The organism is Lachnoclostridium sp. An131, from assembly GCF_002160825.1.
GTDB lineage: Bacteria > Bacillota > Clostridia > Lachnospirales > Lachnospiraceae > Laedolimicola.
This window is the reverse complement of sequence record NZ_NFLI01000012.1, coordinates 1-23,001: the sequence shown is the minus strand read 5'-3', so window position 1 is coordinate 23,001 and position 23,001 is coordinate 1. Positions and strand designations below refer to the sequence as shown.

25 protein-coding genes are annotated in these 23,001 nt (G+C 48.8%); 17 read left to right on the top strand and 8 right to left on the bottom strand.

Annotated elements, in window-relative coordinates:
* The first annotated feature begins 12 nt into the window (after positions 1-12).
* The 14 genes from B5E77_RS10785 (at position 13) to B5E77_RS10715 (ending at position 14,292) form a co-directional block, all read left to right on the top strand.
* Positions 13-363: a YbaB/EbfC family nucleoid-associated protein gene (locus tag B5E77_RS10785; protein WP_087165388.1), complete on the top strand. Its 351-nt coding sequence runs from the start codon at positions 13-15 to the stop codon at positions 361-363.
* The gene (recR, locus tag B5E77_RS10780; RefSeq protein ID WP_087165387.1) at positions 363-959 is read left to right on the top strand and encodes a recombination mediator RecR; all 597 of its coding nucleotides are present in this window, start codon (positions 363-365) and stop codon (positions 957-959) included. The genes B5E77_RS10785 and recR overlap by 1 nt, the downstream gene beginning before the upstream one ends.
* A gap of 82 nt (positions 960-1,041) precedes the next feature.
* Entirely contained in the window at positions 1,042-1,878 is an 837-nt protein-coding gene (locus B5E77_RS10775) for a transketolase (protein ID WP_087165386.1), read from the top strand.
* Positions 1,866-2,807: a transketolase family protein gene (locus tag B5E77_RS10770; protein ID WP_087165385.1), complete on the top strand. Its 942-nt coding sequence runs from the start codon at positions 1,866-1,868 to the stop codon at positions 2,805-2,807. Before B5E77_RS10775 ends, B5E77_RS10770 begins: the two co-directional genes overlap by 13 nt.
* A 285-nt stretch (positions 2,808-3,092) precedes the next feature.
* A complete protein-coding gene (locus tag B5E77_RS10760) occupies positions 3,093-4,358 on the top strand; it encodes a LysM peptidoglycan-binding domain-containing protein (protein ID WP_087165383.1) in 1,266 nt (421 codons plus the stop codon).
* 46 nt (positions 4,359-4,404) lie between these two features.
* On the top strand, positions 4,405-5,850 hold the full coding sequence (locus tag B5E77_RS10755) for a DUF5711 family protein (RefSeq protein WP_087165382.1): 1,446 nt from the start codon (positions 4,405-4,407) through the stop codon (positions 5,848-5,850).
* A gap of 13 nt (positions 5,851-5,863) precedes the next feature.
* Positions 5,864-6,433, top strand: a complete 570-nt coding sequence (locus tag B5E77_RS10750; RefSeq protein ID WP_087165381.1) for a CvpA family protein — start codon at positions 5,864-5,866, stop codon at positions 6,431-6,433.
* 193 nt (positions 6,434-6,626) lie between these two features.
* Positions 6,627-7,493, top strand: coding sequence for a sulfite exporter TauE/SafE family protein (locus B5E77_RS10745; protein WP_087165380.1), 867 nt, complete (start codon positions 6,627-6,629; stop codon positions 7,491-7,493).
* 244 nt (positions 7,494-7,737) lie between these two features.
* Positions 7,738-8,235 (top strand): PTS sugar transporter subunit IIA, encoded by a 498-nt coding sequence (locus B5E77_RS10740; protein WP_162609685.1) that lies wholly within the window; start codon positions 7,738-7,740, stop codon positions 8,233-8,235.
* Between the two features lie 31 nt (positions 8,236-8,266).
* Positions 8,267-9,085 (top strand): PRD domain-containing protein, encoded by an 819-nt coding sequence (locus B5E77_RS10735; RefSeq protein WP_087165378.1) that lies wholly within the window; start codon positions 8,267-8,269, stop codon positions 9,083-9,085.
* Positions 9,086-9,147: 62 nt separating this feature from the next.
* Positions 9,148-10,737: a PTS transporter subunit EIIC gene (locus B5E77_RS10730; protein ID WP_087165377.1), complete on the top strand. Its 1,590-nt coding sequence runs from the start codon at positions 9,148-9,150 to the stop codon at positions 10,735-10,737.
* A 27-nt stretch (positions 10,738-10,764) separates the two neighbouring features.
* The gene (locus B5E77_RS10725) at positions 10,765-12,126 is read left to right on the top strand and encodes a 6-phospho-alpha-glucosidase (protein ID WP_087165376.1); all 1,362 of its coding nucleotides are present in this window, start codon (positions 10,765-10,767) and stop codon (positions 12,124-12,126) included.
* A 154-nt stretch (positions 12,127-12,280) separates the two neighbouring features.
* Entirely contained in the window at positions 12,281-13,933 is a 1,653-nt protein-coding gene (locus B5E77_RS10720) for an amidohydrolase (protein WP_087165375.1), read from the top strand.
* A gap of 146 nt (positions 13,934-14,079) precedes the next feature.
* A complete protein-coding gene (locus tag B5E77_RS10715; protein WP_143468620.1) occupies positions 14,080-14,292 on the top strand; it encodes a hypothetical protein in 213 nt (70 codons plus the stop codon).
* Between the two features lie 148 nt (positions 14,293-14,440).
* On the opposite strand, the gene B5E77_RS10710 is transcribed toward B5E77_RS10715, so the two are convergent.
* Both B5E77_RS10710 and B5E77_RS10705 read right to left on the bottom strand, forming a co-directional pair.
* Positions 14,441-15,739 carry a tyrosine-type recombinase/integrase gene (locus B5E77_RS10710; protein ID WP_002586625.1) on the bottom strand — a complete coding sequence of 433 codons (1,299 nt, stop codon included), beginning with the start codon at positions 15,737-15,739 and terminating at the stop codon, positions 14,441-14,443.
* A 107-nt stretch (positions 15,740-15,846) separates the two neighbouring features.
* A complete protein-coding gene (locus tag B5E77_RS10705) occupies positions 15,847-16,512 on the bottom strand; it encodes a helix-turn-helix domain-containing protein (protein WP_002586624.1) in 666 nt (221 codons plus the stop codon).
* Positions 16,513-16,693: 181 nt separating this feature from the next.
* Between B5E77_RS10705 and B5E77_RS10700 the strand changes: the two genes are divergently transcribed.
* A complete protein-coding gene (locus B5E77_RS10700) occupies positions 16,694-16,909 on the top strand; it encodes a helix-turn-helix domain-containing protein (RefSeq protein ID WP_002586623.1) in 216 nt (71 codons plus the stop codon).
* Between the two features lie 234 nt (positions 16,910-17,143).
* Entirely contained in the window at positions 17,144-18,580 is a 1,437-nt protein-coding gene (locus tag B5E77_RS10695) for a MobA/MobL family protein (protein ID WP_002586622.1), read from the top strand.
* Between the two features lie 53 nt (positions 18,581-18,633).
* Here the strand turns inward: B5E77_RS10695 and B5E77_RS10690 are convergent, their stop codons facing one another.
* The 6 genes from B5E77_RS10690 to B5E77_RS10665 form a co-directional block, all read right to left on the bottom strand.
* Positions 18,634-18,801: a cysteine-rich KTR domain-containing protein gene (locus B5E77_RS10690; protein WP_074141147.1), complete on the bottom strand. Its 168-nt coding sequence runs from the start codon at positions 18,799-18,801 to the stop codon at positions 18,634-18,636.
* Position 18,802: 1 nt separating this feature from the next.
* Positions 18,803-19,195 (bottom strand): arsenate reductase ArsC, encoded by a 393-nt coding sequence (locus tag B5E77_RS10685; RefSeq protein WP_002586621.1) that lies wholly within the window; start codon positions 19,193-19,195, stop codon positions 18,803-18,805.
* 2 nt (positions 19,196-19,197) lie between these two features.
* On the bottom strand, positions 19,198-19,575 hold the full coding sequence (locus tag B5E77_RS10680; RefSeq protein ID WP_002586620.1) for a thioredoxin family protein: 378 nt from the start codon (positions 19,573-19,575) through the stop codon (positions 19,198-19,200).
* 18 nt (positions 19,576-19,593) lie between these two features.
* Positions 19,594-20,607 (bottom strand): permease, encoded by a 1,014-nt coding sequence (locus B5E77_RS10675; RefSeq protein WP_072851497.1) that lies wholly within the window; start codon positions 20,605-20,607, stop codon positions 19,594-19,596.
* An 88-nt stretch (positions 20,608-20,695) separates the two neighbouring features.
* Positions 20,696-21,004 (bottom strand): ArsR/SmtB family transcription factor, encoded by a 309-nt coding sequence (locus tag B5E77_RS10670; protein ID WP_002586618.1) that lies wholly within the window; start codon positions 21,002-21,004, stop codon positions 20,696-20,698.
* A 127-nt stretch (positions 21,005-21,131) separates the two neighbouring features.
* On the bottom strand, positions 21,132-21,509 hold the full coding sequence (locus B5E77_RS10665; protein WP_002586617.1) for a TnpV protein: 378 nt from the start codon (positions 21,507-21,509) through the stop codon (positions 21,132-21,134).
* A 403-nt stretch (positions 21,510-21,912) separates the two neighbouring features.
* Here B5E77_RS10665 and B5E77_RS10660 point away from each other — a divergent pair, with 403 nt between their 5' ends.
* The gene (locus B5E77_RS10660; protein WP_242963699.1) at positions 21,913-22,635 is read left to right on the top strand and encodes an MBL fold metallo-hydrolase; all 723 of its coding nucleotides are present in this window, start codon (positions 21,913-21,915) and stop codon (positions 22,633-22,635) included.
* The last annotated feature ends 366 nt before the right edge of the window (positions 22,636-23,001 follow it).

Here is a 23,001-nt window from a genome sequence, read left to right as displayed (position 1 = left end):
GAGGACCTTATTATGGCAAAAAGAGGTGGATATCCCGGAGGCATGGGAATGCCCGGAAACATGAACAATCTGATGAAGCAGGCGCAGAAGATGCAGCGCCAGATGGAGGAAAACCAGAAAGCCCTTGAGGAAAAGGAATATACGGCAGCCGCAGGCGGCGGAGCGGTCGAGGTGACAGTATCGGGCAAAAAGGAGCTCACAAGGATTAAGATTGATCCCGAAGCGGTGGATCCCGATGACGTGGAGATGCTGGAGGATATGATTATGGCCGCGGTAAATCAGGCCCTGCGGCAGCAGGAAGAGGATTCGGCAGCCATGATGTCGAAGCTGACCGGCGGCTTGGGCGGAGGCTTTCCGTTCTGATGGATTACTATGGAAGCCAGCTCAGTAAATTGATCGAACAGCTGTCTGCGCTGCCGGGGATCGGCAGTAAGACGGCCCAGCGCCTGGCCTTTCACATTGTCAATATGCCGGTGGAAAAGGTACAGGCTCTGTCGGATTCTATCATTGACGCAAAGAAAAATGTCCGCTACTGCAGAGAGTGCTTTACGATGACCGATCAGGAGCTCTGCCCCATCTGCGGCAATCCGAAGCGGAATCACCGGATGATTATGGTGGTGGAAAACACCCGGGATCTGGCAGCGTATGAAAAAACCGGGAAATATGACGGGGTATATCATGTGCTTCACGGGGCCATTTCCCCGATGCTTGGCATAGGGCCGAACGATATCCGGCTGAAGGAGCTTATGACGCGCCTTCAGGGCGATGTGGAGGAAGTGATCATAGCCACGAATTCCAGCCTGGAAGGAGAGACGACGGCTATGTATATCAGCAAGCTCATCAAGCCGACCGGCATCAAGGTCAGCCGGATCGCAAGCGGCGTCCCGGTGGGCGGGGACCTGGAATACATTGATGAAGTGACACTCCTGCGGGCGCTGGAAGGTCGGGTAGAGCTTTGAGAAATAGAGCTTGACCGGCCCGATTTCTCTGGGTTATACTATAACAAGAAACTTTTAAAATCTATGAAAAGGTGGGACAAACATGACGAATTTAGAGCTTCAAAGGATCGCTAACGAAGTCCGCAAGGACATCGTTACCGAGGTTCACAGCGCAAAGTCCGGTCATCCGGGCGGTTCCCTGTCGGCAGCGGATGTGTTTACATATCTGTATTTTGAAGAGTTGAATATCGATCCGAAGGATCCGAACAAGCCGGACCGTGATCGCTTCGTACTCTCAAAGGGTCATACGGCTCCGGGTCTGTATGCGGCTTTGGCTGAGCGTGGATTTTTCCCGAAGGAGGATCTGACGACTCTGCGCCAGATCGGATCGCATCTGCAGGGCCATCCCTGTATGCAGCATACGCCGGGACTTGACATGTCCAGCGGTTCTCTGGGCCAGGGCATTTCTGCGGCGGTAGGCATGGCGCTGTCTGCAAAGGTGTTTGGCGACAGCTTCCGTGTGTACACGCTGCTGGGTGACGGCGAGCTTCAGGAAGGCCAGGTATGGGAGGCTTCCATGTTTGCCAGCGCTAAGAAGCTGGACAACCTGTGCGTGATTGTAGACAACAACAACCTTCAGATCGACGGAACGGTCGTGGAAGTAAACTCCCCGTATCCGATCGATGAGAAGTTTACCGCGTTTGGCTTCCATGTAATCAACGTGAACGGACATGATTTCGACGAGCTCAGAGCAGCCTTTGCCGAGGCAAAGACAGTAAAGGGCCAGCCCACTGCGATTATTATGAAGACAGTCAAAGGCAAGGGCGTCTCCTTTATGGAGAATAACGTGGCATGGCACGGCTCTGCTCCGAACGACGAGCAGTACGCTGTGGCGATGGCAGATTTAGAGAAGGTAGGTGAAGCGTTATGTCAGAAGTAAAGAAGATTGCAACAAGAGAAAGCTATGGCAATGCTTTGAAGGAGCTGGGAGCGGAGAATCCCAACGTCATCGTACTGGACGCTGACCTGGCAGGAGCTACCAAGACCAGCGTATTTAAGAAGGCGTTCCCGGATCGCTTCTTTGACTGCGGTATCGCAGAGTCCAATATGGTAAGCATCGCGGCCGGAATCGCTACGACAGGAAGGATTCCGTTCTGCAGCACCTTTGCGATGTTCGCTGCAGGCCGCGCGTATGAGCAGGTGCGCAACGCGGTAGGCTATCCGCATCTGAATGTGAAGATCGGCGCTACCCATGCAGGTATCTCCGTAGGAGAGGACGGAGCAACCCACCAGTGCAACGAGGATATCGCTCTGATGCGGACGATCCCCGGCATGGTTGTGATCAGCCCGGCGGATGACGTAGAGGCGAGAGCGGCTGTAAAGGCTGCCGCTGAGTATGTAGGGCCGGTTTATCTCCGGTTCGGAAGACTGGCTGTACCGGTGATCAACGACGAGGCTACCTATAAATTCGAGCTGGGAAAAGGAATCCTTTTAAGAGAGGGAACGGATTTGACGATCGTAGCTACCGGCCTCTGCGTAAACAGCGCCCTGGAAGCAGCAGAAAAGCTCGCGGCAGAAGGCGTATCCGCGGAAGTTATCAATATCCATACCATCAAGCCGCTGGATGAGGAGATTATCCTGAATTCTGCAAAGAAGACCGGCAAGGTGGTGACAGCGGAGGAGCACTCCGTGATCGGCGGTCTTGGAAGCGCAGTATGCGATGTCTTAAGCGAAAAGCTGCCGACTCCGGTAAAGAAGATTGGTGTGTACGATACTTACTGCGAGTCCGGCCCGGCTGTGAAGCTTCTTGAGAAGTACAAGCTGGATGGAAACGGTCTGTACGAGCAGATTAAGGATTGGCTGAAATAAGCGTAAAATACAAACCCCCCTGTGGTTCGGGAGAGCCGCAGGGGGTTTTGTGCGTGGTGCGCCTGGAGGCGCACATTCCTGCTTTCGTGATTTCGGGCGTCGCCGCAGATGAGGCTTCAGGCAGAAAAGGCTGCTGGCCGGAAGAGAAAATATGTCGAAAACATTTCCGTCTCCTTCGACAGGAAACGATAAATCACGCGGTACCTCTGTGCTATGATTCAGGTAATCAGCCGGGGCATGTCCATATGCCTGCAGGTAAATACAGAGGGCAGATGAGGTAAAAGTATGATTGAATTCGTTTATAAAGAGAAGGCAAAGGAAGAGGGGCCTGAGCTTCGGCTGGATCTGCCGAAGAATGTGCAGCAGATCGGAGAACCCGAGGAAAACCGGAAGATCTATATAGAGGATTATGTGATTACATATCTGAAACGGTTTGCAAAGGAGGAGGCGCTGAGCAGCCGGATGGCGATCCTTCTGGGAAATTCGGAGCGCATGGGAGGAATTCCCTATCTGTTTATAAAAAGTGCCATTGCCCTGAAGGAGCTGGAATACAGTGATGGGGGCATTCCCTTTACCGATGAGGTCTGGGCTGAGGTTTACAGCACGATCAAAGAGTATTTTCCGGCGCAGGATATACTGGGCTGGTTTCTTTCTGTGCCCGGCTATCCCATGGAGCTGGATCCGGGACTTCTGAAGATCCACGTCAATTACTTCGGCGGAGTGGACAAGGTTCTGATGGTAGAGGAGCCGACGGACGGGGATGAGGATTTTTTCGCCTATGAGCAGGGAAAGCTGACGCGGCAGAGAGGGTATTATATCTTCTATGAGCAAAACGAAGCCATGCAGCGTTTCATGATAGACACAGGCGACGGCGAGAGCATTGACGAGAAGGAGCAGTTTGAAGACCGGGCGATTAAGAGCTTTCGGGCGATTGTGCAGGAAAAAAAGGAGCTTTCCGGTCAGAAGCGGGTGATGACCTTTCTGTATACGGCCAGTACATTCCTGGTTATGGTGGTTCTGGTGATCGGGATTACCCTGATTAATAATTATGAAAAGATGGAAGGGCTGGAGATGGCGCTCAGCGATATTTCCCGGACGCTGGAAAGCCAGGATGCCCCGGCGGCAGCAGAGGCAGTTGATTCGGCTGAGACGGCTGCACAGCAGAACGGAGAGGCTTCCGGCGCCGCAGCAGAGGCTGCCGCGCCGGAGGAGGCCGGAACCGGCGGAGCGCAGTCTGGGGAGGAACAGTCAGGAGAAGCTGCAGGCGCACAGGCCGTGCCGGAAGAAACAGAAGATGAAGCAGCGGCAGAAGGAACAGAAGAAGACGCGGCGGATCAGGCTTCGGAGGAAGCGGTACAGGAGGAAGCAGCACAGGAGGCCTCTGCTGAAAGCGTGGTTCCGGAGACCTATGTAGTGCAGGCGGGAGACACGCTTCTTGGAATCAGCCGTAAGATCTATGGAAGAGACGATCAGATAGACGCTATCTGCAGCCTGAATGGGATTGACGACAGCGACCACATTCTGGTGGGACAAAAACTTTTGCTTCCGTGATTGATTTATGCTATCATATAGGAAAAAATCAAAGGATAAAAGGCGAATGGCAAGTATCACGCAGCTCTATAAGGCTCCGCCGCATGGAGACAGCGGCATGGATGAATACAAGAAAAAACTGTTTCGGCACCGCGCTGGTCTGGGAATCAGATTCCTGATATGCGCGGCTGTCGTGCTGGTGATTGTTCTGGGACTGTGGTTCTGGTATCAGAATAAGACCTATACAGATTATGAGGTGGTTTCCTCTGTAGAGCACAGCAGCGCAGTAAATACGCAGTATGCAGAATATAATGGCCATTTGCTCAGATACAGCCGTGACGGCATCTCCTGTATCGATTCGAACAATGAGGCGATCTGGAGCCAGACCTACAATATGCAGTACCCTGTACTGGATATATGCGGAAGCGCAGCCGCGATTGCGGATCAGCAGGGAAATGAAGCCTATGTCTTTGATTCCGGAGGGCTGCTGACTCAGATTACCACGCGCCTGCCGATTCAGCAGATCAGCGTTTCATCCCAGGGGGTGACAGCGCTGCTGGTGAATGACAGCGATGTATCCTGGATTTACCTGTATGACGCGGAGGGAAATGTTCTGGCAGAGTCCAGGTGCAGTCTGGATGAAACAGGACAGCCTCTTTCCATCAGCATTTCTTCAGATGGAACGAAGCTTGCGGTGTCCTATCTTCAGGTGCAGAACGGAGCGGCGGGAAGCTGTATTGTCTTTTATAATTTCGGTTCAGTGGGAACGAATTTTGTAGATAAGATTGTGTCTTCCAAGGTTTACGAGGATACGATTATTCCGAGAGTGAAGTATCTGGGCAGCTCCGTGTGTGCGGCGGTTTCCGATCAGGGCCTGATCTATTATGAGGGAGCAGAGATTCCGGAGGAAACGGTAAATCTGGAGATGAACGCAGAGATCCTGAGCGTATTTTTTGGGACAGACAGGGTAGGCATTATTACGGAGGAAACACAGAACCCCGAGGAAGTGCAGGAGGCTTCGGAGCAGGAGGACGGCGCGGAAGAGTCGGACGGAGCGCAGGACACGGCTGCGGAGGAAGCAGACAGTGCGGACGGGACAGCTGCGGATGATACAGCCGCGGATGATACGTCTGCGGATGGAACGGATACAGCAGAAGGGGATGCGGCGGACAGTTCGGAAGCCACGGGAGAGGCAGACGGAGCAGGTGGAGCGGAAGCTTCCGTGGAAAGCGGGGAGGAGGAAGAGTCCGGGCGCTATCAGGTCAATATCTATGACACAAACGGCCGGTTGCTCCTGTCGCAAAGAACAGATTTGAAATATACGCAGGCAAAGCTTTCCAGGAATATGCTGATCCTTTACAACGAAACAGAATGTGAGATTTACAGCGAGAAGGGCGTGCTGAAATACGCGGGCACCTTTGACACAGAGATTGCGGATTTGTACAAAGGGTCAGGCTTCCGAAGGTATGTGGCAGTATTTTCGGATCGGACAGATACTATCAAGCTGAAATAGAGGAGAAAAGCACATGAACTGGTTATTACCTGCAGTGGCGGTATTTTTGCTGCTGGCTGCCTGGGATGGACACAGAAAAGGATTTATCAAAAAGCTGGTGGGAATTGTAAGCCTGGCGCTTACGCTGATTCTGACCTCCATAGCGTCCCCCTTTGTAGCGGAATTTCTGAAGAGCTATACCGGCATTTATTCTACGCTGCAGAACAGCATCAGCGCCAGCGATGCGGAGCTTTTGGATACGCTGCAGGCACTTGGCCTTGAGGATGCGGTAAGCGGTTATCTGGCAGATCAGATTCTGCAGGCGCTGGCACTGCTTGTCACACTTCTTCTCGTAGGAGTGCTGGTGCGTGGAATCGCATTTTCACTGGGACTTGCGGCCAGGCTTCCGGTGCTGCACGGCATCAATAAGCTGGCGGGGCTGGTCTTTGGATTTGCGGAAGGCGTGCTCGTGGTCTGGATTTTCTTTTTTGTAATTACCGTCTTTTCGACCACCGAATGGGGAGGAAGTATGCTTTCCATGGTTTCAGACAGCCGGATCCTCACATGGCTGTATCAGGAGAATTTGCTGTTTGGACTGCTGTAGGTCCTGCAGCGGCTGAACAAAAGTTGGAGTAAAGAAATAGTCAAAGCTTTCTTGACAAATGCAGGGAAACCGTTTATTATTAACTGCAGAGTGTTACTGTTAAATCAGGCATGACCGGAAAATATGCGCAGGCATATATTTTGGTTGTGCCTTTTTTTGCTGTGTTTCAAAAGGCAAACGGGAGGGAGAAGATATGACAGTGACATGGAGAGAAATTCTGTTTTTCCTGATTTTGTTTGGGGCAAATCTGATTCAGGCTATCACAGGCTTTGCGGGAACGCTTCTGGCCATGCCGCCCAGTATGCAGCTTCTTGGAGTGGACGAGGCCAAGTCGGTTCTGGCGGTTCTTGATCAGCTTTCCTGCCTGTTGATTGTTCTGACCGGTTTCCGGCATATTAACTGGAAAGAGTTTGGGAAGATGGCGGTTCTCATGGTGGCGGGAATGTTTGCGGGAATGAAAATTTTTGAGGCGTTCCCGATTCAGCAGCTTCTGACACTGTATGGCGTCATGATTCTCTGCATTGCCTTGTGGAAGCTGTTCGGACAGAGGCTGATGAAGAAAAGCGGATTGTCCCGGGTGCGGGGGGCGGAAGCTTCACAGACTGAAGAAAATCAGCAGACAAATCCGCAGACGGCGGAGACAGGACAGGCGGACGGGCTTCCTGCGTCTGCGGCGTCTGTATCTGTAAAGAAAAAGGGATTTCCGCTTCGGACGGCGGGCATGCTGTGCGTGATTCTGGCGGCTGGCGTGATTCACGGAATGTTTGTGTCCGGCGGAGCTCTGCTCGTTATTTATGCTTCTTCCGCGCTGAAAAAGAAAGAGGAGTTCCGGGCTACTATGGCCATGCTCTGGGTGACTATCGGCTGCTATATTACAGGAAATCAGATTCAGTCCGGCTATTTCAATTCCCAGGTGATCTTATTGTGTCTGGTGGGAATGATTCCGCTGTTTGCCGGAATTTGGGCCGGGACAAAACTGGTGAAGCGGATTGATCAGGAGACGTTCCTGAAACTGACGTATGTGCTTCTGATTGTTTCCGGGGTGCTTGCGATTGTATAAGGCAAATTGTACAAAAACCCGGGAACAAAATTGTTAAAAGCTGACAAAAAGAAGAATGATACAAAATTCACTTGACATTTACTGCTGCAATTACTATAATGATAACAAAATTTGAGATGCGTGTTACTGTTAAATCAGGCATGAGTTCTCTTCTCTACGGAGGAGGATTCATGCCTTTTTTGTGCGGCAGTTTCGGCCGGACTGCCAGGGACAGGGAGGCGCGCAGGCAAAAGGGAGGATGAGAATGTTTCAGTTTTTTAAGAAAAAACCTGATTTGGAAAAAACAGGTCTGGAGCTTACAGCTATGACGGACGGACGCTGTATTCCCCTGGAGGAGGTTAACGATCCGGTATTTTCCGGAAAGGCGCTGGGAGATGGAATTGCCATTGTTCCGGAGGACTGTGTGATTGCGGCTCCCTGTGACGGAACGGTGTCCATGCTGGCGGAGACGCTTCATGCGTTTGGCATGACAAGGGACGATGGACTTGAGCTGATGGTGCATATCGGCATTGATACGGTTGCTCTGAAGGGAGAGGGCTTTGAGGCTCTGGTTTCCCAGGGAGACCAGGTGAAGAAGGGAGAGCCTCTGATTCGTTTTGACGCCGCGGTTATGGAGAAGAAGGGAATCGATATGACTACCATGCTGATTCTTCTGAATCCCGGACAGTATCAGTTTAAAACGCTGGCTGGCGGACAGCAGGTGAAAAAGAATGTTGATACCGTAATTGAATGCAGCCGGTAAAATCTTTGAGCGAGTGGGGACTTTAAGTGAGATGGAAGCCGTAAAGGTATATAACAATAATGCTGTGTCGGCGGTACAGCCGGACGGGCGTGAGGTCATTCTGGTTGGCTCCGGAGTAGGCTTTGCCAAAAAGCCCGGAGATACCATCGATGAGCGGAAGATAGAAAAAACCTATTACATACAGAGTGAGTTTCAGACAAAGTTTCTGCAGCTCATGAAGGATGCGGGACCGGATGCGATCCGCGCGGCGGAAGATATTCTGAAATATGCGCGGGGGAAAGGGCTGGAGCTGAAGGATCAGCTGCTGGTGTCGCTGATTGACCACATCTGCTTTGCCATCGAACGATATGAGCAGGGAATTGACCTGCCTTATCTGATGCTGGCGGAGACCCGGCTTCTCTATCCCAGGGAATTTGAAGCGGGAAGATGGGCCCTGGATCAGATCGAGCTCCGCTGCGGTGTGCGGCTGCCGGATTATGAGGCGGGCTATATTGCGCTGCAGCTCGCGAGCGCGTCCATGAACCGCGAGATGACCTATAATACTCTGAAGCTTACCAAAGGATGCATGGATATTATCCGTGATACCTACGGAGTAGAGCTGGACCCGGACCAGATTGACACAGTGCGTCTGACCACTCATCTGAAATTTCTGGCACAGCGCATTTTTCAGCAGGTGCAGTGGACCGACGACGATATGGAAGGGCTTCATGAGATGCTTCTGAAAAAGCATAAGCAGAACAGAAAGTGTATGGAGAGGCTAAAGGAGTATATCCGGGATAATTTTGACTATACCCTGAACGCCCAGGAAGAGGTGTACCTGCTGGTGCATCTGAGCAAGATATTTTATTAGCTGTTTATGGCTTTTAAACAGCTTTTAAAGAGTTAAAAAAGTTTCAAAGGAGAAATACTGTTATGAAGAAAAAGATTATGGGAGCTTTGGAGAACTTTTCCAAAGCCATGCTGCAGCCACTGATGTATCTTTCTGTGGGCGGCCTGATCCTGGCAATCGGCGCGCTGCTCACCAATTCAGCTATTTCGGGAGCTCTGCCGTTCCTGAAATGGGCTCCGATTCAGATTCTTGGAAATCTGATGTATCAGACTATCTATGTTATTGTCAACAACCTGGCCGTGCTGTTTGTCATCGGTATTCCGGCGGCTATGGCGAAGAAAGACAAGCATCACGCGGGCATTATCGGACTGATGTCCTATCTGATGTATCTGACCACTTCCAACGTGCTCCTGAGCACCATGGGACAGCTGGCAGAGCCCAATGAGATGCTCGGCCTTGTGGGAACGGGCCAGACTGAAATCCTGGGTATCCAGTGCGTGGATATGAGCGTGTTTGGCGGCATTATCCTGGGCTGTCTGACGGCGTATGTATTTAACCGCACCTATAATAAGAGATTCAACGGCGCCATGCAGATGTTTTCCGGCGTGCGCTTCTCTTTCCTGATTATGATTTTCGTGTCCATGGTATTCGGCGCTCTGAGCAATCTGGTATGGCCGGTAGTTCAGTCCGGAATCTCTGCGCTGGCAAATGTTATCAGCGGCAGCGGAGCCTTCGGCCTCTTCCTGTATGGTTTCCTGGAGAGACTGCTGATTCCGACGGGTCTTCACCACCTGGTTTACACACCGTTCCAGTTCTCTGACCTGGGCGGAGTCCTTCAGCTCGGCGATACCACTGTGGCGGGAGCTTATGCCATCGCCATGACAGAGCTGAACATGCCGAATGTGACGCAGATGTCCGACAGCATTTATTATATGGCAATCGGCTTCACCAAGATGTTTGGATATATCGGTATTGTGGCGGCGTTTATTCACACAGCCCGTCCGGAAAACAAGAAGCGTGTCCGCGCGACCCTGATTCCGCTGGTAATTACTTCCTGTATCGCGGGTATTACGGAGCCTATCGATTTCATGTTTATCTTTGCGGCTCCGGTGCTGTTTGTACTGCATGCGGCGATTGCCGGCCTGTTTATCGCGCTGCTGAAGATCTTTAACGTAACTGCGTTCTGCGGAGGAAATATTATCACTTCCTTCCTGACCAACCTGGCCGCAGGTACGGAGAAGACAAACTGGCCCATGATGTATGTGCTTGCTGTGATTCAGATTGTTGTTTATTTTGTACTGTTCACTTTCCTTATTAAGAAGTTCAACCTGAAGACTCCGGGACGCGAGGATGTGGACGCGGCCCTTGCGGAAGCGGAAGGAATCGCTCCCACAGCTGCGGAAACCGGTAAGAGCTCCAAGGCAAGCGCTCTTACAGCCAATGTGGCAAGTCTGGTAGAAGGACTTGGCGGCAAGGAGAATATCAACAGCACAGAGAACTGCTTTACCCGCCTGAGAGTAAATGTGAAGGACCCCTCTCTCTTAAAGGATGAGCTGATTAACAAGGTGCCCAACAGCGGTATTGTAAAGAAGGGTGACGATATCCAGATTATCATCGGCCTGCAGGTGGCCGAGCTGCGGAACGCGGTGGAAGATTACCTGAAAACAATTTAACTTACATATAAGTCAGGAGGAAGAAATATGATTATTACCATAGTTGGCGGCGGAAGTACTTTTACGCCCGGAATTGTAAAATCAATCGCGCTCCGCAAGGACGAGCTGGAAGTAGACGAGATCCGTCTCTTTGACATCGACAGAGAGCGTCAGGACAAGCTGGGCGTGCTGGTAAAATGGATTCTGGAAGAGGATCTGAAGAGCGGGATCAAGCTTACCGTAACCTATGATGAGAAAGAAGCCTATACGGACGCGGACTTCATCTTTGCTCAGATGCGTGTGGGAAAATACGCTATGAGAGAGCAGGATGAGAAGATCCCTCTGAAGCATGGCTGCGTGGGACAGGAGACCTGCGGCTGCGGCGGAATGGCATACGGCATGCGTACCATCTTCCCCATGATCAAAGTGATTGATGATGTGGAGAAATACGCGAAACCCACCTACTGGATTCTGAACTACTCCAATCCGGCATCCATCGTATCCGAGGCGTGCAGAAAGCTGCGTCCGAACGCCCGTATTATCAACATCTGTGACATGCCTATTGCCATCATTGATGTGGTAGCTGCGGCGCTTGAGGTAAATAAAAAGGATTTGGTATATGATTATTACGGATTGAATCATTTTGGCTGGTTTACCTCCATCGAGTACAAGGGCGAGGATGTGATGCCGAAGCTGCGCGACTACATTATGGAGCAGGAGATTCTGCTTCCGGCGGCTTACTTAAAGGATAAGCAGGCTCTGACCAGCAGCGGTAGCAGCGGTGGAAACCGCCACACAAAGGGAAGCTGGTATTATGTATGGAAGGGCGTTTATGAGATCATGCAGAATTTCCCGGAGACCCTGCCGAATACCTATCTGAACTATTATTTGCAGCAGAAGGAGTTCGTAGAGCATTCCGATCCGACCCATACCCGCGCCAACGAGGTTATGGAGACCAGAGAGAAAAATCTCTTTGACGGTATTGACCGTTATCTGGCTACAGGAGAGATAGATGAGAGCGTATTCTACGCGGGAAGCCATGGCGACTGGATCGCTGACCTGGCTATCGCCCTGAAGAACGACACCAAGGCCCGCTTCCTGGTTATTACCGAGAATCGGGGAGCCATTCCGAACATGCCCTATGATGCCATGGTGGAAGTACCGGCTTACATCGGCAAGAAGGGACCGGAGGTCATCGCTCAGAATGAGATCCCGCTGTTCCAGCAGGGTCTGATGATGCAGCAGTTGAACAGCGAGAAACTGCTGGTAGAGGGTTGCATCGAAGGCTCCTATGAAAAGGTGCTGCAGGCGTTTACCCTGAACAAGACAGTGCCGAGCATGAAAGTGGCAAAGGAGATCCTGGATGATATGATTGAGGCCAATAAGGAATACTGGCCCGAGCTGAAATAAATCCGGTTCAGCCGCAGACTGCGGCTTTCTAAAAATTTGGTCCAGAGACTGTGTCTTTGGACCAAATTTGTGTATACTGATACATAAGATGATGATCCTGCGTCAGCCTTTTTGGACAGCGCAGACAGAATGACGGGAAAGGAGAACGGGTTTCATGCAGAAATTATATTATGGCGGAGACATCGTCACCATGCGGGAAGAGACAGACGCGCCGGAGGCGGTTCTGGTCACAGACGGAAAAATCAGCTATGTGGGAGAGCTTGCGGAGGCACGGCGGCAGTGTCTGCCGGGCGCGGAAGAGATCGATCTGGAAGGAAAGACGCTGATGCCATCCTTTATCGATCCCCACAGTCATATTGCCATGCTGGCCCAGTATACGGATTTTGCGAATCTGGGGAAATGCACCAGCTTTAAGGACCTGGCGGTGACGCTTTCTGACTGGCTGAAAGAAAAGCGGCTGGCAGAAGGAGAGGTCCTGGTGGGCTACGGATATGACCATAATTTTCTGGACGAGCAGCAGCATCCTACGAAAGAGGTCCTGGACAGGGTGTCCGACACCATTCCTGTCTGCATCCTGCATACTTCCGGCCATATGTGTGTGGCGAACAGCGTGCTTCTGCGGGAGTGCGGGATTACGGCGGATACGCCGGACCCGGAGGGCGGAAAATTCGGCCGGGAGGAAGATGGGACGCCGAATGGCTACATTGAGGAAGTCCCGGCTATGGTGAAGGTTCTGATTCCGGTGTTCTCCAGAGTGAAGGCGGATTTCGCGCGGCAGTTGGAAAAGGCGCAGCAGATCTACCTGAAATACGGAATCACCACAGTGCAGGATGGCTCCACCAATGCCTCCGGTTTTCAGAAGCTGGCAGAGTGCGCAAAAGGGCAGGTGTTCCATTTGGATGTGGTGTCTTATGTGCTGGCGGACGATCTGGAAAAGACAGCTGAAGATTATCCGGAATATTATCAAAAGTACCATAACAGGCTGAAAATCGGAGGAGCGAAGATTATTCTTGACGGCTCGCCCCAGGGACGCTCCGCATGGCTTCGGAAGCCTTATGAGGGGGAAGAGACTTATTGCGGCTACCCGGCCCACACGCAGGAGGAGACAGACCGCTGGGTGGAGACGGCTGTGGAGAAAGGGTATCAGCTCCTGGCCCACTGCAATGGAGACGCGGCCTCCGGCCAGTATCTGGCAGCCTTTGAAAAAGCTGCCGCAAAGACCCCTGAAAATCCGGAGAAAATCCGGGCCCTGCGGCCTGTCATGATTCACTGCCAGACCGTGGGAGACGACCAGCTGGATGAAATGAAAGAGCTCGGCATGATTCCGTCCATATTCGTGGCGCATACCTGGTACTGGGGAGACGTGCATCTGAAAAATCTGGGCTCTGTGCGGGGCGCGCATATCAGTCCGGCCCGGGCTGCCATGGAACGGGGGCTGATTTACAACTTCCATCAGGATACTCCGGTGGTGGAGCCGGATATGCTGCACACGGTATGGTGCGCGGTAAACCGCGTTACGAGAAGCGGGAAGCCCATCGGACAGGAACAGTGCATCGGCGTCTATGAGGCCCTCAAAGGCGTAACTATCCACGGCGCCTATGCTTATCATGAAGAGGAGCGGAAAGGCACGCTGGAGGCGGGCAAGCTGGCTGATATGGTAATTCTGGACCGCAATCCGCTGAAGACGGATAAAATGCAGATCCGGGATATCCAGGTGCTGGAGACGATCAAGGAAGGGAAGACGCTGTACACCCGGTGTCCTCCATATTCAGTTTTCAAGGTGCTGTCCATCGATGAATTACTTTAAGTCTACACCTAAATGACCGCCCGCCGCCCCGTATATCCGAAAGGTAGGAAATCGGCCTGAAAACAGGCCGTTTCCACGCTCTCGGAATTGTGGTAGTATGATAAATACAAAGAGACAAAGAAGAATTGGTGAAAGGACGGGATGGTTTGAAAATTGTATATAAGGGTGTACTTTGCGAAACAGGATATGAGCGAATAATGGGAGAGAGTGTGCCAGCACTCTTTTTATTAGATAGCCCGAATTCAGAGAAAACGTACGAAGCCGGATTTGAAGAAATACATTATGGGCGCTGGGTCAAATTATTAACTGAAACGGAATTTAAAGAAGTGTTGGATTTAATCGAAAAGAAATATATGTAAGATAATCTCTGCTTATTGGGCAAATTCCCATTTAACTATCTAATCCTCAAAAACCATTGATTTTTCAAGGCTTCACGCCTGTTTTTCATTCAAACCTTATCTGTTTGCCCTTGTTTTTGCCCTTACGAGCCGAAACAAGGGCAACTTTTTATTCCCCGCCGACCACCTTATCCAGCAGCCTTGCGGAAGTGCGCTTCGCTTCCCTTGTAGAGTGAGCGTAGATGTTCATTGTGGTACTGACATCGGAGTGTCCGAGAAGTTCCTGCACATCTTTCGGCTTTGCGCCGCCGGAAAGCAGATTGCTTGTGTAGGTGTGACGGAGCGTGTGGAAATGGAAATCTTCAAGCCCTTTCACTTTCTTCTTTGCCGCCCTGCACATAATCCCTACCGTACTCGGCGCTTCATACGCCCCGTCTGCTCTCAGGCAGACAAAGGAGATTTCCTTGTAATCCTCCGGGACTTCCTCTGTCCTTTGCAGGCTGTAAACCTCATAATAGGTGCGCCCTTTTTCCTTTACTTCTTTGTAGTAGTTCAGGTGATAAAACTCCCCGTAGCGGAAACGGTTTTTGCGCTGTTCTGTTCTCGCCGCCCGCAGGATTGCCGCCAGCGTGTCGCAGAAATCAACGGTGCGGACTTTGCTCCGTTTTGTCGTTCCCACTTCGGTTGTGTGCCTTGTTCCGTTATAGCGCATGCTTCGGCGTACCGTGAGATATTGTTCCTCAAGGTTAATATCCTGCCAAGTCAAGCCGCATACTTCCCCGATACGAAGCCCCGTGTAGTACGCTATCTGCACAGGCAGCAAGGCGGGATTATCTTTTGCCTTGAGAAATTCCTCCAGCTTTTGGAACTGTTCATGGGTGATAGTAGGAATACTGGAAGTATCTTCCTCACTGTCCGAGAAAATATCCGTTTCCTGCTTCCTGCCCCTCAGCTTCACATACTGCATAGGGTTAAAGGTAATCAGTTTTTTCGGGAAAACCGCAAAGCGGAAGGAATTTTGCAACACCGCCGAGAACAGGAGCATATATCCTTTGCTCATGGGCTTTGAAGTTGTCCCGTCCGGGTTTGTCCCACCGTAGCTCAGAAAATCAATGAACGCCTGCAAATGGTCGGCGGTCACGGTTTTCAGCTTGCGTTTGCCAATGGGATATTGCTTGATACGGTTGACCGTTCCCTGATAGGACATGACCGTCCCGTTGCTTAAGTTGCCGGGTTTCAGTTCTTCCTCTACCCACATATCCAGCATATCGCCTACCGTGATGTTTTCCGCTTTCCCGACAAACTGCTTTTCCTCATAGTCCGCTATCGCTTTGCGGAGCATGGCTTCTGTTTCCGCCTTGCTCTCTGTGCCTGCAAACTCTTTCTGCACTTTTCTGCCGCTTTCATCTTCAATATAAAAGCGTCCGTACCACTTTTTGCCTTTCTTTCTTACAGAACCTTTTGCCATAGATAAAAAACTCCTTTCTATCCGTGGCAATCGGGACTGTGACATATGGTGTGCGTAAAGTAATTGTGTCACTTCCGCCAGTGAAAGTCAACTGGCGTCTTTACTTGTCAAGGTGCCACGGAATTTTCTTTTTCGGAAAGCCTTTCTTCGGCTTCCTCCACTATCCCGAAAAGTGCGCCCATCGACATTCTTGTGCGCCCCTCATCGTGGATATGTAAAATCCCGTCTAAAAACCGTTTCATATCCTCAATCGGTACTTCCATCTTCTTGCGGTATACCTGTTCCATGATTGCCCCGGACTCTATGGCGTACCGTCCAAGAGACTCTTTCAGCCCTTTGTCCTCCGCCACACGGTCAACTTCCTCCATAGCATCAGCAAAGTAGCAGGTCATAACCGTATACAGGTCAACCATCTTGCCGAGAAATGTCGTGAGAAGCTGCTGGTGCGGCTCGCCCTTTACTGTATAGGAAACTGTGTCCAGATATTTCCTGATGTGTTCCTCAATATCCCGCTGGCAAAGAGTATAGGTGTCATATTCCTTATCATCGGAAAGACCTGTCAGCCATTCGGGAGTTGTGAGCAACGCTTCCGCAAGACCGTTGATAACCATTGTGCGCTTCGGATCAACTCCGTCCGCTTCATACCGCTGAATGGTGGATTTGTTCACGCCTACACGCCTGCCAAGTTCCGGCATGGTAATGTTTAACTCTGTGCGGCGTTCCTTAATCCTCCTACCGACCTGTTTTGCGGTGAATGTGGTTTCTTTTTTCAAGGTGTTCACCTCCTGACTGGTATCAGTATAACACGCCGATACTTATTTTGCAACCTTTATCTCAATGAAAGTTGTAAATAAACTATGAATGGTTGCAAAATAGGTTGACAAGAGATGGCAGAATAAGTATAATGATAAAACAGTAGTTGCAAAATGAGTATTCTAAAAGGAGGTTGATAGAATGAGCGCAGTCAAAATGGGACTTACCATAGAGGAAGCCGCAGAATGTACGGGTATCGGCAGGAACACCATGCGGAAGCTGGTGGAATGGGGAAAGCTGCCCGTCCTCAAAGTGGGGCGCAAGACCATTATCCGCAGGGACACGCTGGAACGGTTTCTGACGGTCAATCAGGGAAGAAATCTTCTGAAGCCCGATGATGTCCGCAGAGTGGAATGACCATCCATTCTCTTTTCGGAAAGTAACCCTAAGCCCTCGGCGTTTGAGAGCGAAATACACCCCTCGCACAAATCTTCGATTTGTACTCCGGGTATTTCGCCCTTGCAGGGGGCTTCCGTATCAACCGCCTGCGGCGTATGATACGGGGCTGTCACCGCTGCCGCAGCGACAGCCACAACCGTAAACGGTTGCAAAAAAAGGACGCACCTTGACAACAGAAAACGGAGATGATGTATGCCGAGACACAGTTTTATCCAGATGTCAAAACTGCCCAATGTCAAAGGGCGAATATCGTATATTACAAGCCATGCAAGGCAGGAAAATCTCTATGCCACCTACCGCACCGCCGACAGCACCTTTTGGAGCAACCTTGCAAGGGAAAGCCAGCAGGAGTTTCAGCGCAGCGGCACAGAGGGCAAATGTATCGAAGCAAGGGAACTGATTATCGCCTTGCCCGAAATCTATACGCAATACGAGCCGCAGCAGGTACTCACGGACTTTACAGAGGAGTTCCGCAGGCGGTACGGTGTGGAGTGCGTGTCCGCCCTCCACCACAACAAGCGCAAGACAAATTATCATATCCATCTGATTTTCAGCGAGAGGAGGTTGCTCCCCGAACCTGATGTAAAGGTTGCTTCCCGCAGCGTGTTCTTTGACGAGACTGGAAAGCGTGTCCGCACCAAAAAGGAAATCACGGGGGAGGACGGGCAGATACGGAAAGGCTGTACCGTCATCAAAAAAGGCGAGGTATACGAAAGCCATCTGTTTACTACCAAAGATACACGCTTTAAGGGAGAGCCTTTTCTCCGAGAGATAAAGGAAGTGTATACAGAACTTATTAACTGCCATATCTCCGATCCTGAGCAGCACTTAAAGGTATTTGATAAAAACAGCGTCTATCTTCCGGCCAAGAAAATCGGCAAAAATAATCCCAAAGAGGACGAAATCAAAGCCGATAATGCCGCAAGGCAGGAATGGAACAGGACAGCGGATATGGCGTTATTATCAGGTATCTCCGAAGCAAAGATTTTAGAAGTCAAGCAGACAGAGATACACGAAAAGGCGAGCCAGTCTATCAAAAGCAAGGGCTGGCTGCCGGGTCTGTTCCGCAGTATCGTAAACAAGGCTAAGGACTTCCTGCAAAACTTAATCCGTGAACACGATATGCCGCCGAAGCCTGTCCTTGAAATAGATATGGCAGAGTTCCGTACCATGCAAAAGCTGATGATAAAGGCGCAGGATAAGGCGAAAGAAATCCGGCATTTGCAGGATACGGTACTTCCGAAGCTGAAACAACAGCTTGCCGATACAAAAGGGATTTTCAAGGGTAAGGAGCGCAAGGCGCTCACAGAGCAGATACAGCGGACAGAAAAGGAAATCGCTGAAAAGCTGGATAAACTGCCCGATGTTCTGAAAGAGGACGGTTATCCCGATGTGCAGGCGTACATGGCAACCTACCGTAAGGCGGAGGCTGTTGTGGAGCAGTTCAATCGTGACCTTGCCGCATGGGAGCAACAGGTCAGGGAAAAACAGAAACCCGCCAAAAAAGAGCAGGCAAAGCCGCCTGAACGAGAGAGCGTGCTGAAACGCCTGCGTCAGCTTCAGGCGGAGGGTAAGCAGAGAAACCAGCCGAGACAGAGAAAGAAATCCTTTGACAGAGACAGCCGATAGGCACGAAAAACCGCCGCTATGGTATCACCCATGCGGCGGCATACATAAAAATCTTATTTGTGTTCTGCAAGCGTGACTTTCATATCCTGAGCATTGATGCTTGTTTCCTTTTTGCACTTCGGACAGTAGAGAGGGAAGTTTCTTAATTCTGTATCTTCCCGTATCATTGTGCGAGTTTTATTGCCGCAGATAGGGCAATATATCCATTCTGTGGCTTTCATGTTACTTTTCTAATTTCAAGTCTTTTATTTTTTGAGATATTCTCTCAATGACCTGTATAAAACATTCATCACTTTTGCCCGTCGGATCGGGAAGTCCCCAATTATCATCAAACGCTCTACCGATATAGGGACAACCGACATCACACCCCATTGAAATCGCAATATCGGGCGTAGGGATTTTATCAATCGTCTTGCTATACTGGCTTTGCTCCATATCTATCCCATAAAGCTGTTTCATAAGCCGCACAGCGTCCTGATTGATTTGTGATTTTGTTTCTGTTCCGGCAGAATAGAAATCAAACTTATCTCCCGCCAAATGTTTTCCAAGTGCTTCTGCAATCTGACTGCGGCAGGAGTTATGCACACAAATAAAGGCTACCTTTTTCTTATCCATCGTTAAAACCCCAGCTTGTGCAGCAGAGCAACCACATCAGCAGCTTTCAAAACCTTACCCATAGCAACAACCTTTTCGTTGACAACAAGGGCAGGCATACTCATAACACCGTATTCCATTACTTTCTGCATATCGGTAATGTATTCGACCTCTACGGAAAGTCCCATATCCTTTACTGCCTGCTTTGTGTATTCAAATTGTTCGTGACAGGATTTACAACCTGCCAACACTTTGATACAGCAGATTTCTCCCTCTTTCAAATCAGGACAGCAATCGTTTGTAATGCTTTCTGCTTCGCTGGCAGCACAACCGCAGCTACAAGCGCAAGCAGGTGTTTTCTTTTCTTCTTCCTTTTTCTTTCCAAAGTTAAATAATGCCATAATAATAACCTCCTAAAATTAAACAATTAAATATTGTATTGCGTTGAAAAGATAGCCTACAATAATAATACCAGCAGCACATATTCCAATGAAAATACCAAGCAGTTTCGGTTTGACCGCCTTGCGAAGCATAATCATTGAAGGGAGCGAAAGCGTAGTAACGCCCATCATAAAGGAAAGGACAACGCCGAGCAAAGCACCTTTTGCAAGCAGGGCTTCTGCAATCGGAATTGTACCGAAAATATCCGCATACATCGGAATACCGACTATCGTAGCAAGAATTACGCCAAACGGATTATTTTCGCCAAGTGCTTTGACAATAAATTCTTCAGGAATCCAGTTGTGAATGAAAGCACCAATGCCCACGCCGATCAGAACATAAGGAGCAACCTTTTTAGCGGTTTCAACAACCTGTTCCCACGCAAATTTCATACGGTCTTTGAAATGCAGTTCCTCCTGCGGAACATCAATCGAGTGACCGTTTCGGATATATTCTTCCACTTGATTATCGAGGTGCAACTTTTCAATTAGCGTTCCGCCAGCCACAGCGATTACCAAACCGAATATTACATATAAAACAGCAACTTTCCAGCCGAAAATACTCATCAGTAAGACAAGGCTTCCGAGGTCAACCATCGGCGAAGAAATCAAAAAGGAGAATGTAACGCCAAGCGGCAAACCTGCGCTTGTAAACCCGATAAACAACGGAATGGAAGAACACGAGCAAAACGGTGTTACCGTACCGAGCAGAGCGGCGATGATATTCGCCCATATTCCGTGAAATCTGCCGAGTATCTTTTTAGCTCTTTCGGGCGGGAAATAACTTTGAATATACGAGATAATCAAAATCAAAACGCCGAGCAGTACCATAATTTTTACAGTATCATAGATGAAAAACTGAACACTTCCTCCTATTTTGCCCGTGGTATCTAAACCGCAAGCGTTCAAAAATGTTTCAATGAGGCGATTCAGCCAGTTCATACCAAGGACTTCATTTTGAAAAAAGTCCCAAATTGTTTTTAGTGTCTCCATAAAAAGCCCCTTTCATATAGTTATATTGAAATATGTCGATTTATCGTCCCGAATATAAGCCGTGCGGAAAAGCAATCAATAAACTTCCTCACTTTTCACAGCACGACTTGTTTTCGCTTTCAACATCAAGTGTTGTCAACTGCCGCAAACATTCTTTTGCCTGCTCCACACCTTTTTCTGAAATAGAATAGTGTGTCCATTTTCCCTCTTTGCGCCCGACAACTATTTCAGCGTCACAAAGAATTTTCATATGGTGGGAAAGCGTAGGCTGCGTGACATTGATTTCTTCTAGCAACTTGCAAGCACATTTTTCACCTGAACGCAGCAGTTTTATAATCCTAATGCGGTTTTCATCACAAAACGCTTTGAAAATTGCCGCAATTCTTTTTTCATCCATCTCTCTCAATCACCTCCTATAGATAAATGTCTATGTGTTATTATATGCAACACATAGAAAAATGTCAATATATTTTTTTGATTTAAGTGAAACAGCGGTAGGAAAACTAAATCCTACCGCTGTCTTCTTATGCAAAGATGATTTCTTTTTCCACAATCTCCTTTGCACACGCCCGTATGTTATTCATTCTCTGTGTCCATTCCAAAGCGTTTTCCGCCTTTAACTGCTCCGTAATACCCTGCACCCGTTTCATCTGCTCTGTGAGCCTTTCCATGCGTTCCTGCGCCTGCCTGTCGATGTCAGCAAGGTAATTGTTCAGTCTGCCGCTTGTGAACAAGGTTATGTAGGTGGCTCGGCGGTATTCTTTCAGATACCGCAAGTGCCGCTGTCCCCACAAACCAATAGGCTGTTCTTTTTCGGCTGGTAAGATAAGACATGGGATATAATAATCTCCTTGCAGTTCATACCACAGACCATTTTTATCATCGTAAATGTACTTGTCCATTGAAAAATCCTCCGTTATAATATATTCGCACATACATCACAGTTCTCCGATTGCCACACTTTGTTATATCTTGTTATGAGATTTTCTTGCCCTTGTATTTGCCCTTATGAGCAATGAGGGAAAGAGTAAACTTGTGTGTAACCGTATAAAGAGATAAGGCAGACACATTGCGATAAATCCTTTATTTTCAAGGCTTTTGGAGGATTTTATTAAAACACTGTAACCTCTGTTGAGAGGTCATAATTTACTGATATTCAAATTCCAATTTGTCGGGCAGACAGGGAGGGAGAGCGCGGAAAAGAATTGCACAGAAGTCGGATTTACTGGAAAATCCAAACCTACAGCGTGGACGGAAGTAAAAAGCGATAGGTATGAATTTGCCGGAGAACATAGGAGAACATATATGAAAATATATAATGTAGGGAACAGAGTTATGAATACATATCTTTATCGAATTAAAGATGGGTATGTAATGATTGATACTGGATATGAAAATAGTTATCAGAAGTGTACTTCATCTATGAAACGACAAGGAATTTCATGGGATGATGTCAAATATATTTTTCTGACACACGCTCATGATGACCACGCGGGCTTTTTGAAAGAAGTATTGGATAAACATTTAAATATTACTTGTATTATAAGCGATAAGGCATTTTCAGTTTTAGCCAAAGGGCAAAATTCTTTCAATGGGGGGTGCAGCAGCAGATTAGCTTTGCTCTTCTGTTACATTATGAAAATAGTGGGTAAAGGAAAACATCTTTTTCCTGCAATAAATGAAACCTACGCAAATAGACTGATTAGTATAACAAAAGATAATATTGCTGAAATAGAAAGGATGTTGTCTGGCAAAATATTATTTACGCCAGGACATACGACAGACTCTATTTCTTTAAGGGTGAAAAACATGATATTCTGTGGAGATGCCGCTATGAATGGTGTGCCAAGTCTACACAGGATAACGATATGGATAGAAAATAAAAAAGAGTTTGAAAATTCATGGAAAGTATTATTGAGCGAAAACGCAGAGTATATTTACCCGGCACATGGAAAACGATTTAAAAGCAGTGATTTGCATAAGTTTAAAGCTAAAATCAATAAGATTAAGTTATATCCTTTGAAATGATAATAATATCATAATTTCTCAGTCTTTGAGATTGATAGTAAAGCCAGGCGGTTCTCAATATTTCCTGCAAAATAAAAAAATAAAAAAATGAAAAAAACTGTTGACATTTGTTTCCCAGTGTGGTAAATTAACTAAGCTGTCTCAAGGGACAACGAGTTCTTGAAAAGGAAACAACAAAAACTTCAAAAAAAGTTAAAAAAGTTGTTGACAAACAGGAACAGACATGATAGAATGTCAAAGTTGCGTCTGAGAGATGCACAGCGAACCTTGATAACTGAACAGTGCTAAGAATCCTTGAAAATTCTAAAGAGAATTGTTCAAAGAACAAAACCTATTTATAACAGTAAACGGGAAAGAGATTGCCAG